This window comes from Bacteroides oleiciplenus YIT 12058 (assembly GCF_000315485.1).
Lineage (GTDB): Bacteria > Bacteroidota > Bacteroidia > Bacteroidales > Bacteroidaceae > Bacteroides > Bacteroides oleiciplenus.
Window position 1 is genome coordinate 652,298 of sequence record NZ_JH992943.1, and the last position, 15,612, is coordinate 667,909.

10 protein-coding genes are annotated in these 15,612 nt (G+C 49.0%); all 10 read right to left on the reverse strand.

All coding sequences use genetic code 11. The annotated features are described in order from the left end of the window. Window positions 1-10: 10 nt before the first annotated feature. Window positions 11-886 carry a 3-hydroxy-5-phosphonooxypentane-2,4-dione thiolase gene (lsrF, locus tag HMPREF9447_RS18940; protein ID WP_009131388.1) on the reverse strand — a complete coding sequence of 292 codons (876 nt, stop codon included), beginning with the start codon at window positions 884-886 and terminating at the stop codon, window positions 11-13. Window positions 887-1,133: 247 nt separating this feature from the next. Next, a complete protein-coding gene (locus HMPREF9447_RS18945; RefSeq protein WP_009131389.1) occupies window positions 1,134-1,748 on the reverse strand; it encodes a DAK2 domain-containing protein in 615 nt (204 codons plus the stop codon). 3 nt (window positions 1,749-1,751) lie between these two features. Beyond that, the gene (locus HMPREF9447_RS18950) at window positions 1,752-2,759 is read right to left on the reverse strand and encodes a dihydroxyacetone kinase subunit DhaK (protein WP_009131390.1); all 1,008 of its coding nucleotides are present in this window, start codon (window positions 2,757-2,759) and stop codon (window positions 1,752-1,754) included. Window positions 2,760-2,777: 18 nt separating this feature from the next. Continuing rightward, on the reverse strand, window positions 2,778-3,095 hold the full coding sequence (locus HMPREF9447_RS18955) for a VOC family protein (protein WP_009131391.1): 318 nt from the start codon (window positions 3,093-3,095) through the stop codon (window positions 2,778-2,780). Window positions 3,096-3,116: 21 nt separating this feature from the next. Continuing rightward, window positions 3,117-3,797, reverse strand: coding sequence for a cupin domain-containing protein (locus HMPREF9447_RS18960; RefSeq protein WP_009131392.1), 681 nt, complete (start codon window positions 3,795-3,797; stop codon window positions 3,117-3,119). Window positions 3,798-3,830: 33 nt separating this feature from the next. Continuing rightward, a complete protein-coding gene (locus HMPREF9447_RS18965; protein ID WP_009131393.1) occupies window positions 3,831-4,991 on the reverse strand; it encodes a chorismate transformation enzyme, FkbO/Hyg5 family in 1,161 nt (386 codons plus the stop codon). A gap of 15 nt (window positions 4,992-5,006) precedes the next feature. Further along, window positions 5,007-6,839 (reverse strand): YncE family protein, encoded by a 1,833-nt coding sequence (locus tag HMPREF9447_RS18970; RefSeq protein ID WP_044138385.1) that lies wholly within the window; start codon window positions 6,837-6,839, stop codon window positions 5,007-5,009. A gap of 146 nt (window positions 6,840-6,985) precedes the next feature. Further along, window positions 6,986-11,095 (reverse strand): hybrid sensor histidine kinase/response regulator transcription factor, encoded by a 4,110-nt coding sequence (locus HMPREF9447_RS18975; protein ID WP_009131395.1) that lies wholly within the window; start codon window positions 11,093-11,095, stop codon window positions 6,986-6,988. Between the two features lie 69 nt (window positions 11,096-11,164). Then, on the reverse strand, window positions 11,165-13,207 hold the full coding sequence (locus HMPREF9447_RS18980; RefSeq protein WP_009131396.1) for a glucosidase family protein: 2,043 nt from the start codon (window positions 13,205-13,207) through the stop codon (window positions 11,165-11,167). Window positions 13,208-13,437: 230 nt separating this feature from the next. Further along, window positions 13,438-15,606, reverse strand: a complete 2,169-nt coding sequence (locus HMPREF9447_RS18985) for an alpha-galactosidase (protein WP_009131397.1) — start codon at window positions 15,604-15,606, stop codon at window positions 13,438-13,440. Between the last annotated feature and the right edge of the window lie 6 nt (window positions 15,607-15,612).

The following is a 15,612-nucleotide window of genomic DNA, read 5'->3' on the forward strand; positions in this document are numbered from 1 at the left end:
ATAGTCGGTGTTACTTACTCTTCAGTTCGTTGAACAGCTCAAGCGCCTGTTCAGGTTTCAGTCCATCGTGCACCACTGCATGAACGGCTTGTATCATGGCAGCCGGAGCTTCAGACTGAAATACATTACGTCCCATATCTACGCCTGCAGCACCTTCGCTGATTGCCTTGTAGCACAATTCCAGCGCTTCCAGCTCGGGAAGTTTCTTACCACCCGCAATCACTACAGGAACAGGACAGGCAGCCACTACATTCTCAAAACCATCGCAATAATAGGTTTTCACAATGTTGGCGCCATTCTCGGCAGCAATGCGGGAAGCCAGACCGAAATAACGTGCATCACGTGCCATGTCCTTACCAACAGCCGTGACACCCATCACGGGGATTCCGTAGCGGGCACCTTTATCAACAGCTTTATAGAGGTTGGCAATCGTTTTCGCTTCATGGGCAGCATCTCCAATGGAAAGCATCACAGCCATTGCCGATACGTTCATGCGGAGGGCATCTTCAACGTCAATCAGAGCATTATCATTCAGTTCCGTCAGAATGGAAGTGCCCGCGTCAGAGCGGAGGCAGATCGGTTTATTGGTTGTGGGAGGTATCATTGTGCGAAGAATACCGCGGGTGCACATCAGGCAGTCGGCATACTCTATCAGCGGAACGATACTTAAATCGATACGTTCCAATCCGGACGTAGGCCCCATGATAAAACCGTGGTCAAATGCCAGCATCACCGTCCGGCCTGTTTTCGGGTTGAAGATGCGCGACAAGCGGTCTTTCATACCCCACGGAAGGTTTTCCGCGCCTTTCACATGAAAACTATTATTAGAAGAGGCAATACCCAAACCAAAATTATTGCCTTCTCTCAAATCATCTAAATCAGCCATCTTTTTATCTTTTATTATTTATGGTTCTATAACGAATCGTATGGGGAACTGCACATAATGATATTTAAATACTATCTGAACAGCTTTCAACTACCTACAGTTATTTGACTGACTACTACGTAGTAATTGACAAACTACTCATAGGTAAATGAATAACTACCTATAGGTAATTGAGTAACTACTTACTAGTAGTTTTATCGCTTACTAACACGATCCGTCATAGAGTTTTATTTATATATCTTAGTTTTTATAAAGCTTTGGCAAACGCATCAAACATGCACGACCAAGAGCACGCCCCGGAATCAGCATAACCAATGGAACGCTCACCATAGTTCCGGGCACGCCCGAAATTAGCTTTCATCTCTTTAGTAGCTTCGGCACCTTTCACAGCAGCCTCGGCACCTGCCAGAAGGATTGTTTTCACATCTGTGGAATCGCACGTCTGAATCGCCTCTACTGCCGGAATCAGGGCATCCATCATTGTTTTGTCTCCCTGCTTGGCTTTCGTTTGTTTCCTTACACCTTCGAGTCCGCCAACAAACATAGCCTTAACACCTGCCGCATCCAGTTCGGTACCTGCCGCATGGTCGCTCATCCCAAGGAAGAAACCACCTAACAGAGTGCTTGTGGAGCCACTGATTTCGAGCATCAAATGGAAGCTCATATCATTCAGCATAGAGCGGAATTCAGTCCCCTGTTCAGCCGTCGCTACAAGGGCGGACATGGATTGCACGATAGCCGTTCCATGGTCTCCATCGCCCAGCACCGCATCTAGCTTTGAAAATTCGTCGGAGCGTTCCGTAATGCACAACAGTGCATTACGGAGCATCTTCTTAAAATCATCTATTGTCAGTTTATCCATCTTTTATCGTCCGATAGTAGTCCAGTAAGGAGCGTTCGACATTTTATTGTTCAGATAATCTACATGGTCATCATCCAGCAAACCGAGAATCATCTGGAAACCGGCCTGTTCCTGCACAGTCAGTAACTCACCGATGCGGGCTGAAGCAACTTCAAGACCTGCATTTTCAAGCACCTGATGAGCTTTACGATAGACGATGTTCATTTCCATGTGTGTGGTTGCACCTACACCATTGATGATGAGCAAAGCCTTGTTGCCAGCTTTCGGCTGCAACTTTTTCATCAAGAGACCTATCATTTCTTCGGCCGTATCGTCAGCAGAAATCAATTGCTTGCGACCGCCACCGCCTTCACCATGCTGTCCCATACCGATTTCAATCTCACCATCGGGGAGGTCGGAAATGGTCATGCCATTCTGCGGATGGGTACAGGACTTCATAGCTACAGCCAGCGTAGCCAGTCGCGCACTGAAGCGTTCGCCGATTTCGATAATCTCATCCAGAGATTTGCCTTCTTCGGCAGCAGCACCCACTATCTTAATCAGAGGGACACAGCCTGCCAAGCCACGACGGTCATCATCCGGCGCATCCAATCCGGCACTGATGTCGTCATGCGTCAGAATCGTCTTCACCTTGATACCTGTGCGCTCCGCCAACTGGCATGCCATATTCGCGCTCATCACGTCACCGGAGTGATTCAGCACTACCAGCAAAATGCCGGCTTCACGCTTAAACATCTGCAAAGCCTGAAACAGACGCTGTGCACCCGGAGCGGCGAAAATATCGCCAACCACAGAACAGTCCAGCATACCGTCGCCCACAAAACCGCTCAACGCAGGTTCATGACCGGAACCACCCAAAGTGATGACGGCAACTTTGTCTTCTGCCTTTGCATGCGCACGCACTATAATATTTTCTCCACCAATGGCTACCTGATTGCTGTAGGCCATCGCATATCCTTCCAAGAGTTCCGCTGTCAGGTTATCCGGATCGTTTATGAATTTATTCATCATGATTTCTTTTGTTTTTAGTTATTTATCAAACTGCATTAATTCCAGAGCAATACCTTCTTCTTCAATAAAAGCAATTGTCAGATTCTCTCCGCCCGGCATCGGTTCCACCAGCACCTTCGCGCCTTCCAATTCAGCCGCCAGGTCATCTACTTCGTAAGCAATATGCGCCACCTTCTGAATCAATTCCGGCATCCAGCTTCCTTCGTCGAAGCGCAGGTATTCTATCTTGTTCGGGCTTTCATTAAAATTAGTCAGCCATACTTTCAGTCCTTCCGCATATACTTCACCGGGTTGCGGCGTGGTGGTAGGCACTCCAAAATGATTTATCTTTCTCATGGTATTCAATTTATTCAGGTTTTACAAAGCTGCTTGACTATTGGTGAAACGCAGACCATCGTTGTCATGGTAACAAGCCCATTCATCAACAATGGCTCCTTCAGGACCGGCCATCATGAAATGGAAAGTTCCCAGTTCTTTCAGACGTAGAACATCGCCCACATTCTGTTTCACAAAATTCGTACTCTTGATAGGACCGTGAGATTCCGGAATAGCAGGAGCGTTCGGAGTCGCATCGCCTACTTCGGAGAAGTTATATACCCAACCGTGATTCACCATCCACGACTCGTGCTTGGCAGGGAAATTGGTCTTCACATGAGCATGTTCCGGAATCATCTGTCCCGGCAACAGATAAATGGCATGTGCAAAGTAACCGTATTCGGGATCGTTCACCCAGAAGATGCCACCCATACCCACATTCTCAAAATCACCCAAACCGAAATCTGTGAACCAGATATCCTTCTCCATCAATGGAGTGTAGGGCACACCATAAAATTCAAACATGTCGAGGAATGCTTTCTTGGCAGCTTCCTGGTCAAACTTACCGTCCTTGTAGAAGTCAGCATTCGTGTACTTCTTCTGATACGCAGTCTTTTCCTGTGTCATAACTTGTTCTGTTTTTTTAGTCTCTGCTGTGCAGGAGGCAAGCCCCGCACCGCAGATGGCAATGAATGCCAAGGTTAATACTTCTTTCAATTTCATACGTTCATCTATATTAATGGTTAATAATCGGCCTCAGCGGAGAATACCCATTCCCTCTATCTCTATCAGCAACTCTGAGCGGCACACATCGGTCAGCGTATAGATAGCGGGTAAATCAGGGTAGCGTTCTGTCACCGTCCGCTTCGCCTCCTCCATGTCTTCCCAGTGTTTCACATACACCCGGAAAGTGATAAGTGCGGCATCTTCCGTTGCTGGAATACCGGAACGGTTCAGGTTCTCACGAGATACCAGATACTCAATATTCTCCAGTGTCGTCAGCGCTTGTTTTGCTATCCCCACTCCTTCCAGACTTTGCTCGCCACGGATGGCTGCCGTACCGGAGACGTAGACAAAACCGTGATCTTCTTTCCACACCGCCTTGGCACGCTCAAACTTGGGAGTTGTCTTTCGCAGAAGAGCCTCGTCCGCCTCTCCCAACAACACTTCCTGCGAATAGGCATGGGCGGCCACCTGCAAGGGATTATCCACACCGCAAACCTGAACACTTTTATCCTTACAGAGCAATGCATCCAAATCTATCATGATGCCTCCCCATTGCGTACCGATACCGGTAGCTGCCGGATAACCGGTCGTCCACTCTACCCCGTGATAGAACAGAGAACGGGCGTCATTGAAGTCCTGATAGTGCTGATGACCGATTGCGTCATACGCTGTTATCTTCTCAATGTAATTCCACTGGCGTATAATGGTAGAAACCGACATACACTCTGTTTCCAGCACCCGGGCTATCTTTGAGAATACCTCGTGAGACTGTTCGCGGATAGTCTGGTGCAGCACATCCCCCGTCACTCCGCTCAGAAACAAACGCTTGCATCCTTCCCTTTCGATGGTAATGTACAGCATTTCTTCCTGATTCCGATATTCAATTCTGTCCTGTTCAGCATTGAGCAGCACCTCGTGCACTTCCATTGCCAGCCCCATTGTCTGAGGTGGCTGTGCCACATAACTCACCAGAGGATGATTTTCTCCAAATGATTCTTTCACTGCTTCCCTGATACGGACAAAACGGGCTACGTACTCTTCATTTCCTATCGGTGCACCGAATATCACCACACGCACAGGGATATAAACCGGCTTGTATTCTGTCAGCAAATCCGTCAGCATATCCTCGAAAGGAGCTTGAGCCACCTGAAAGAAACGATGAACGATTTCTATATTTTCATGTATAATCATGGTCTTAACTTCATTTTAAAGTGAATTCACATACTCCGCGAGTTCTTCGGCTTCTTTGGCTGATATCTTCTTTTCAATGCCATGTTTATGCACTGTGAACACTTCTTCCATGGTGGCAGCCCTTCCGTCAAACAAATAAGGAGCCGTGCGCCACACTTCGCACAAAGTCGGAGTGTCCCAGCCATTTTCAAACTCGATATCTTCACCAATGCGGTGCATCTTCATATCCGTATAGTAAGGCCCCGAATGGCATTCGTCACAATTGAACTTTTCATAGATTTTGCGTCCCCGCTTCGCCTTTTCAGACAGTTCACCATTCACCAGATAAGGACTGGGAACCGGCTTCAACGAAATCAGATATTCATCCACGCACTCTGCAAACTCCTCGGGCAAATCAGAAAACTGGATATGTGTAAATCCGGCACGAACAGCAATCTCAGCACGGGCACGGATGCCGGAAATCATACATGGTGGTGTGACATGAGAAAACAAAAGGCTCTTGCAGTTCTTTGAGTTGCCTATACCGTCATTCATCAAATCCCAATTCATGGCATCCATCCGCCCATCTCCCGGATGACACCCGTTGCACGACTGCCAGTTCTGGAAGCAATGTTCCGCGTCATTGAAGTATTTCTCCCCCCGTTGTATCCGGCTTTCCACACGGTTCTTTACCATAGCGATAGCCCGGACATGAGTCGTATTCAAGTCCACCACGTTCAGCGTATCTGAGAAATAGGTAGGCACCACAGCCTCGCCGTCTTTCAACATTATGCTGCGCGGCCCGTTTCCCTCCAAAGCCACACGTTTGCGAAGGCCATACAGGAATCGCAGGTCATATGCCAAAGCATCCTTTTGAGGATACGCCTCAAACTTCCGGATGAACTCCGGATAGTCTATCACACTAATTTCATGCGTGCCGGAGTGACTGACGACTATTTTATCGTCCGTACATTTCACATCCCAAATACCCGCAGCACCACGTTCCGGTTCATCCAGCAGCACAGCACCCTCGAAGTTCAGAGTGGACAAATTGACAACACTTATGGCACTGGTATTCATCCAGCCCTGTTGCAACTGTGAAGTCGGAACCTGAAAACGTCCCAAATTATGAGTAACCAATAAATAGCGCCCGTCAGGAGAAAGAGACATCCCCCGCAAAGCGTTACTTCCATTGGCCAGTTGTATATCTTTTATCTTACTGAAACTCCCTCTATCAATCACCGAAACGCAAGCGGTCACAGTGTCTACATCTGCTCGTTGCATAGGCAGGAAATTGGTAACAAACAGGTATTTACCCTCTCTATCAAAGACGGCAGACTTCGGTTCACGCAATACTTTTACTGTTCTTAATACGACTTTCCCATTCCTGTCCAACTCCGACACTGTGCCGGCAAACTGATTACAGACGTAAAGCCTATCATCATCCACCAAGGGGGCACAAGCACCGGATGCCGTCTCTACAAAAGTCTTTTCCGAAGGATTGGAAGCGGACAGGAAATAAACTCCATTCTTATGTTCGCCTGCCACTGTTGCATAAATACGGTCTCCATCCGCAGTGATTCCCGTGGGCACTTCATCCAACTCCCACTCTTGCAGGCGTTCTTTATAATCCGATGAGTAAATAGATACTTTACGGACTCCCTTCTGAGAAACAATCATTCCGGATTTATAAGGTGCGATACCCGTGATAAACAATGGACTTCCTTCCGGTTGTTCTGTAGTGTGAGTAGTGAATGCAAATAGAGATACCACTAATAATATTGGTATCATGACTGTTGTGATGCTACGACTTTTATATCTCATAGTGATTAAATTTAGCTTGTTTTTCACATCACAAAGATAGGGCATCACCCGTCTGAGGGGTATAAATAGTGTATCATTGACTTGTAATAATGTCTCAAAATGAACTGAGCAGTTTTTTTGAGACGATGGTGAGAACCGTTTGAGACAAAAAAGGCGGAAACTCCTTTCCGCCCGAAATATAACTTTTACTCTTATATCTTCTCTTTACCCGCACTATTCATCTGCACAAATTCCGTAGGGGTAAATCCATAAAATGCCTTGAATGAATTGGAGAAATAGGAATGGCTGTTGAATCCTAATAAAGTGGCCACTTCCGAGACACTCATATTGGTGTCCTTAAGATAACGCAAAGCCACCTCCAAACGTTTATTCCTTATTAATTCTGTTGGCGAGAGTTCGGATATAGCTTTTATCTTGCGGTAAAGATTGGCACGGCTGATACCGATCTGTTCGCACAGCATCTCTATTCCCAGATTCTCATCGGAGATGTTTTTCTCTATAATCTCATACAGTTTCTGCGAGAAGCGTTCGTCCGCCGAGTTGGTACTCACTCCTACCACTTCGGGCGAGAAGCGTTTGCCATACAACCGTTTCAGTTGTTCCCTCGACTGCAACAGACTCTGAATGCGGATGCGAAGCACGTCCATGCTGAAAGGCTTAATCACATAGTCATCCGCCCCCGCCTGGAAACCTTCCTTTATATGCACCACCATAGAGCGTGCAGTCATCAATATCACCGGAATATGCCCGATACGAATATCATTCTTAATCATGGAGCAAAGCTCAAGTCCGTTCCGTTTAGGCATCATGATGTCGCTCAACACCAAGTCCGGAAAGAATTGTACTGCCTTATCATACCCCTTTATGCCATTCGACGCTTCTATGACTTCATACTCATCTTCCAGAGACTTATGCAAATACTCCCGCACGTCCTTATCATCTTCTACCAGAAGAATCACCGGTTTTTTAGGCACAATGCCTCCAATAGTAGATGCCTGTGACTTTTCCATCGGCTGCGCAAAAGCCGTGTCACCGATAATTTCCATAGGTATGGAATCTGCTTCTTCCTCCGTGAAGGCCTCACGCGAAACGGGAAGCAAAATGATGAACCGCGTCCCTTCCATGCCGTCTTCACGGTCTTCGATACGAATAGCTCCCTTATGCAGTTTCACTATGGAATATACCAGACTGAGCCCGATGCCAGTCCCCGGAATATTGACTCCCGACGTCTCGGGAATCCGGTAGAAAGGCGTGAAAACCTTATCCCGTTCCTGTGGCAGAATGCCACAACCGGCATCTATAACTTCCATCCTCATATACATGGCGGAAGGAGCCACTTCCCTGCGATACTCTTCTTCCAATTCTCCGTCAGGGACATGCCCTACCGACATACGTATGTCCTTGCCGGAAGGAGTATACTTGAATGCATTGGACAGTAAATTGAACACAACTTTTTCAAGCAATGCTTTATCATACCAGGCCCGGAACTCCCGGTCTTTACAATCCAGCGTAAAAGAGATTTCATTGGTCTGCGCTATCTGGTTAAAGGCACAATATATCTCCGTGACAAACTCATAAACATTGTTCTCCGTAACCTTCAGTTCTATCGTGCCGCTTTGGTTCTTCTGCAAATCCATCAACTGGTTGACCAGCAAAAGAAGACGCTGCGCATTCTTATAGATAATGCCCAGCTTGTCCCGCAGCTCCACCCCCATATCCAGCCGTTTCATCAGTTCCTCAAAGGGGGTGATAATCAGTGTGAGCGGTGTGCGCAACTCGTGGGCGAAGTTGGTGAACAGATGCATCTTTGCCTGATGAAACTCTTCCTGTTGCTGCTTCTCTTTTTGCTCCATCCGCAACTTCTCCCTCAAACGGCGACGGGCATTGAAGTAATGGACTATCGCATAGACCACCCCTATCAGTAGCAGACCATAGAGCAGGAAAGCATACCAAGTGGCCCATAAAGGCGGGGCAATGACAATCCTCAAGGTCTTTCCCTCTTCGTTCCACACGCCATCATTATTGCACGCTTTCACCCGGAAAAGATAGGTGCCCGGACGCAGGTTGGTATAGTAAGCCGTACTGCGCTCGCCTACATTGTTCCAGTCTTTATCATACCCTTCCAGTTTATAAGCATACTGGTTCATCTCCGAATTAATGAAGTTCAGCGCTTTATAACTGATAGACAGATTATTCTGATTATGCCGCAAACTGATGGATTTTGTTTCATTGAGCAGACCATCCAGTATGCCTGTACCGTCGTCTGCCTGTACCGGATGATTATTTACCAACAGTTCTTCCAATACCACCGGCGGCACGAAGCGATTCATCGGCATATCCGGCGTATAGAAAGTAATGAAACCATCGTTACCGGTTAAGCAAAGCGTACCATCGGGCATAGCCACCCCACCCCGGTAAGTGAATTCACGCAGATGAATACCGTTGTTAAAGGGGAAGTTTTTAATCTCCCCTGTCGAGGGCGAATAGCAAGAAATGCCCTGCAACGAACTCATCCAGAGATTCCCATCCGCTCCTTCTAGAAGTTTACAGATGTCTCCGCCCATCAATCCGTCTTTCTCTGTCACCCAACGAAGTACGCCTCCCTGTTTATCCAACTGAAAGATGCCACCGCCATAAGTGGATACCCATACATCACCGGACTTGACAGGCAGTATGGAAGATATGTAATTGCTCGGTATCCGCCGCTCCCGCTCCAGGCGGGAAGAATTGAAGTTCGTCACTTCTCCTGTACGTGTATCGTAGCGATGAAGCCCTGCGGAACGCATGCCTATCAACAATACACCGGGACTTTCCTCTGCCAGGCAACGGATGGAAGAGAAATGGAGTTTTTCTCCCTTCAATCCTCTGAACTCGGTCTTCCGTTCGCCCGAAGGGGTAAAACACGTCAATGCATATCCGCCCTTCGAACTGCTCACCCACAAATTGCCATCCGCATCACGCACAATGTCATATAGAACAAGTTCCACCGGATATTTATAGAACAAGGAGAAACGGCGGGTAGCAAGGTCGAATCGATAAACCTCACCCAATGCCGTGCCGCACCAGATGCAATCATCTTCGGCATATACGGTCTTGATGACATTGGAGTTATGGACGGAATAGCTCGTTTTATCAATCAGATAGAATTCTGCTTCACCGGTGACAATATCATATTGCAACAGTCCATACCCTTCGGTAGCTATCCACAGACGTTTTTGTTTATCTACACAGGCTGAGCCGTAGATGCCGGTTTGCAAGTTCAGCGCTTTACCCGGCGCGTGATGAATGAAACGGTCGGTGAGAGAACTTAACCAGGTGACACCTCCTGCATACGTACCAATCCACAAGGTGCCGGTGTGGTCCAGACAAAAGGAATAGACCGAGAAATGCCCCAAGGCACGTCCCGGTTCATCATAGCTGGTGACCTTGTTTATCTGGTCAGTCAGTGGTGCATAGGCATAGATGCCATCGAAAGTGCCAATCAGCATCTCACCTCCCCACTCGGCAAGGCAACGGACATAGTTATTCTTCAAGCCGCTATTAGAAGAAGTATAAGAGGTTATTTTACTGTTGCGGACATCAATCCGGCTCAACCCGCCTTGCTGGCAGCCCACCCAGATGCGATGATAAGAATCTTCATAAAGAGTGGAAATGCTATTGTCCGGCAACCCTGTCCGGCGGTCGTAATGATTAATCATCCGCATCTGCTTGTTGCACTGATACACTCCGTTCGTCACCGTACCTATCCAGAAGTTTCCTGCTTTATCCTCCATCAAGGTAGTGATGGAACCATTGAAATCTCCTGCAAAGTCTACTCTTTCGAAGCGGTCCTGCTCCGGGAGGTAACGGCAAAGTCCACCACGGGTACCAATCCAGACTCTGCCGGAAGTATCGGTCAGCAGAGAAAGAATACCCGCATTAGGAAGCCCGTCGGGGACAAAGTAGTTGCGGATGTGCTCGGTGCGGAGGCACATCCGACTTAGTCCACGGCTGGTGGCAATCCACAGGTAATTCTCCCGGTCTTCACAGATGTCATTGATTTCATTGTCTGCCAAACTGAGAGAATCGCCGGGATGGTGGCGGAAGACGGTATATCCAGTGCCGTTATAGCGATTCAGTCCGTTGCGCGTGCCCAGCCAGAGGTATCCGCGAGTATCTTGGCAAATGGTCATGACAGAAAGCTGGGAGATTCCTTCGTTAAGCTTCTGGCTATAGTAGAAGGAGTATTTGGGGTGTCCTGCCCATACACTGAAAGTGGATAGGAGGCAGAGAAACAGGAACAGAAAAACTTTCGATTTCATTAAGATAGAGATATTGGTCGATGCAAAAATAAGAAAAGGAAAGAGATAATGAGGGATGGAGAGGAGAAATTACAGTTTCACCTTCAACACTGTTCCTTCCGTTATATTCTTCTTCACCACCACCTTTCCGCCTTTCAGTACTTCCACATGCAGCTTCTTCCCTGCACGGGACACGCGAATGTCAAAGTCGGAGTTGAAGGCACGAACATGATTCAGATTCATATATTCCCATTCTTGCGGCAAACGGGGTGTCATCTCGAAGCTACGCAGACCGGTGGGACGAATACCGAAAAGCCCTTCCGTATAGATACGGCAGTACAGTCCGCTTTCGGCAGAGAGATGGCGTTGGTCACCTTCGGGCCATGCTTCGATGGCATAAGGCACGTGGTCGCCTAGCAGACGGCGGTGTGAGTATTTCTTGAGGAAACTCATGCCTTTCTCCACTTCTCCGGCGGCAATGGTGCCACGCAGGGCATAGAGAGTACTGCGGTCCCAGAAGGTTTCGGTACCGGCTTGCGTCAGCAGTCCGTCGTCCGTCCAGAGGCGGGGAGAGAAAAGGGCGTCGATGGTGCCTTGGGCACGGGTGTAAATGCCTGTAACGAGGGGCATGCAAATCCAGGAACGCAGGATATCATTGCCATCATAATAACGATAGCTGTGAAAACCTTCTATCTCGTAGCCGAAGTGCTTCTCTATCGCCTGTTCCAGATTGCGGGCTTGTTCGCGATAGGCGGTCAGTTGCCGGGCAGGTACACCCAGTTCGTGCCCCAGCATAATGGCAGAGCGCAAGGCATCATAATAGAGCGTGGAAGTGCAGAGATTCGCATCGCCGGCCGGGAAACGGTTCTCCAATTCATCCGAATTGGAAGCGACTACGCCTGCCGGGGTGAGTTTGCGGTGGCAATATTCCAGACACCATTCGATGAGGGGCCAGAGTTCACGCGCTTCTTCCTTGTCTCCACGAGCCAGGGCGTAGCGGGCGGCACCATAAGCAATCATGGCACCATCTCCCCTATCCTTCGCGCCATGCCAGAAACTGACACCTTCGGAGATGATGGAGCTTGGAATAGGTTTGTATTCCGGATTCATGTAGCGGGCAAAGTGACGGAAGGAGTTCAGTGCCGACTGGTTGCCTGTCTCATAGCCCAGAAAGGGGAAGAAAGGATTGATATATTCCGCCTGGTCGTTGGCCCAGACTGCAGCATAATAAGCCTCACCACCGGGACCGTGCATCAGTCCGCCCTTGGTGCGATAGATGCTCTCGGCACCACGCAGTTTGGCAAAGGCGAACATACGGTTCAGCACGGGATCGGGGGTATCGAGCACGAGGTTCTGCCACCACTGGCTGATAAGGGCTTCGCGTGCGGCACGCTCGTTCCGGATGTCGATACGGGCAAAGGCAACATCATTCAGAGAAGACGAAACGTCCGCCAGTTTTCTACCGGAAAAGAGGGCGAAGAATTCAAGTGTCTCACCTGGTTGTAAGACGAAAGTACCCTTCTTGGAGAGCCCGGCTTCGATGCAATAAGCACCATATACACCGGCTTCTTCGGGGGTAGTATAGGCTACACGCCATTCAGGAACACGAAGGGTGATCTGGTTGGGACTGCTGTTCCTGAAAGTATACTCTTCGCAATAGTATGCGGCATTGGCCGAGGGATAGAGCACACGGGTCAGTTGTACGGTATCCCGCAGTTCCTTGCGCCGGTGGACGTAGCCGAAGCTGCTCTCTACACGCATCGTGCCATTAAAGGTGACGTCGCGCACCTGCTCGTTCAGCAGGGTTTGGTCATCCACTGTTACCAAAGCGGGGATGTTGACATCAAAACGTTGTTTCAGGTTGTTCTGTGTCTTGTTGGGTTGCATGCGGAGCATGGGGAAGACGAGGCTGCGGTTCAAGTGAAAGCGCTGCTGTGCATCCACACCATAACGGAGGACAACAGAGAGTTGCTGACCGCTCATCTCCAGATGGTCGGCGTGAGGGATATTGTTATGGATATTCCAACGGATGGAACCATCCTCAAGGATGGTCCAACGGTCCTTTGTCTGCGCCGCAGATAAGAGGCTGACAAGGATAAAGGTAAAGGATAACAGGATTCTTTTCAGGTCCATGAGATTGTTCTGTTTAGTGGTTAGTTACTATTAAAATACTGTTTGCTGACGTTTATACCTTTCTGAATGTTTATGTTCCAGTATATGAGGCTATTCTCACAGATATACTTTGCCAACCTTTTGCCACCGCATTGGCAAAGTCTTGCCATAGGCTTGGCAAAGTCTTGCCACTGCGATGGCAAAAGTTTGCCAATGCGGTGGCAAAAGGTTGGCAATATATACCCTTCCCGCTAAGGCAGTATATCTACCATCAGCACTGCACTTTCGAATTGTGCATTCAGTGGATTCTCCAATCCTTGGTTCATCAATTCAGCACCCGTCAGCACCTTGCCGTTTGCCGGGAAACGGGAAGCCACACCTATAGGCAGGCTCACTTCTTCAACGCGATACTTCTTATCGGCATCCAGTCCGCCGAGTATTACGCGGGGTTCATGTCCGTCTTTCGTCTGATAAAGATAAACCACCGCTTTCTGCTTATCCGTAGAAACATAACTCAGCGATGCCAACGGGGACTCGTAAGGAGATACCAATCGGTAAAGCTCGCCACGCATCACCAGCGGACGGATGCGCTCTTTGTAAAGTGCCACTGCAGCGGCTATCTGTGCACGTTCCTCGGCTGTCGCCTTGTCCAGTGCCAGGTCTATGCCGAATGCTCCACTCAGTGCCACGTCTATCGCCATCTTCAGATGACGCTTGCCCATGCGGGTGACGTGAGCCGAAATGGTATTTGCAGGGAAGAAGTGCGAAAAGCCCCACTGTATCTTGATGCGTCCCAACGGGTCGGTGTTATCGCTGGGCCAGAAAGAATGGAAATAAGGCATTGCGCCATAGTCCACACGTCCCGAACCGCCGGCACAAAGCATCGCCATCACGTTGGGGAAGCCCTTGGCAAAGCGGTCCATCAGGCGGTAGAGCGCCCAGTTATAGTCTATCCAGAGATGGCTCTGGTCGGTAGGCAGAAGATATGACGAACCCGGCTGAGTGATGTAGCGATTGCAATCCCACTTCACATATGTGATGTCCGGATTGGGGCGCAAGGTTTTGTCTATAATGTCCCATTCGTAGGCCTGGACTTCAGGACGGGTCAGGTCGAGTATCTCCTGATGGCGGCCGAGTATGGGTTCACGCTTGGGCTGGGTAATGATCCAGTCGGGATGTTTCTGATAGAGTTCGCTCTGCGGATTCACCATTTCGGGTTCGAGCCAGATACCGAAACCTACTTTACGTTTCAGGGCTTCGCGGGCAATGTACGACAAGCCGCGGGGCAACTTCTTAACGGAAGGTTCCCAATCGCCCAGACCATGTTTATCATCGTCGCGGGAGTAAGGACCGTTACCGAACCAGCCATCGTCCAAAAGAAAGAGTTCCGCACCCGTCTGGCGGGCTCCGTCAAAGAGTTGTTTCAGGCGGGCCTCATCGAAATCGCAGTGCGTAGCCTCCCAGTTATTCAGCAATACGGGACGGTCTTTTTCCGCATCACGTACGGCATTCGCCATTGCCCAACGGTGGAAACGGCGACTGGCTTCTCCCTTGCCTTGCTTGCTATACGTATAGAGAATGGCAGGTGTGATAAAAGTACCTCCACGCTCCAGATTATATTGCGAACCCAACGGATTCATACCGGTGAGCAGACGCAGGTTCTTGTTCCAATCTACATCGAAAGCAAACTGGAAGCTGCCGCTCCAACGCAGCGAAGCGGACAGCACTTCCCCTTCATTCTCCCGCGCCTGTCCGTCAAGGGAGAGGATGAAGGAAGGAATACGCATTTGGTGGGCGCGGATGCCTAACTTAGAGTCCAGTATCTTGACGCCTTCCGAAAGGCGTTCTTCACTCAGGGTTGCTTCACGCTTATAGTTGCCTGCGAATTGGGTAAGCCAGTATTCCTTTGCCTTTACTATAGGAGAAGCGGAGGCGAAGCGGTGCAATACGACTTTTCCTTTCTCGTTGTGGGAAACGGTATTCCATATCTCCATCATACTATTATCTGCATAGCATTTAATGTAGATGTCTACTGTAAACGGATAGGCAGGGTCTTTCAATGAAATAATGGTTTGCTCTACTCCCGGTGCCAGCGTTTCGGTGCGATGGCCTGTGTAGTGGAGCTCGGTAGAAGTGTTCCCATCTACGTGGGTGGCCTGGATAGCAGGTTCCGTCAGTACGCCATTTCCATAAGGGGGCAAGAACTCCCATTCGCGTGAAGGCATTTTAGCGGGAGGTGTTACCTCACGGGCAGCATCGCCAAAGGCCAGTTGGTAAAGTCGGTCGTCCGCACCCACCATGAAGGTAAGTTTCAATTCGCCGGATGTCACGGTGAAGAGTTTCTTCACGTTTGGATTATCTGCCGCACGCACCGCGAGGAGGCAGCAGAGGAATAAACAGGTAGTTAATAGGTTCTTCATTCTCTT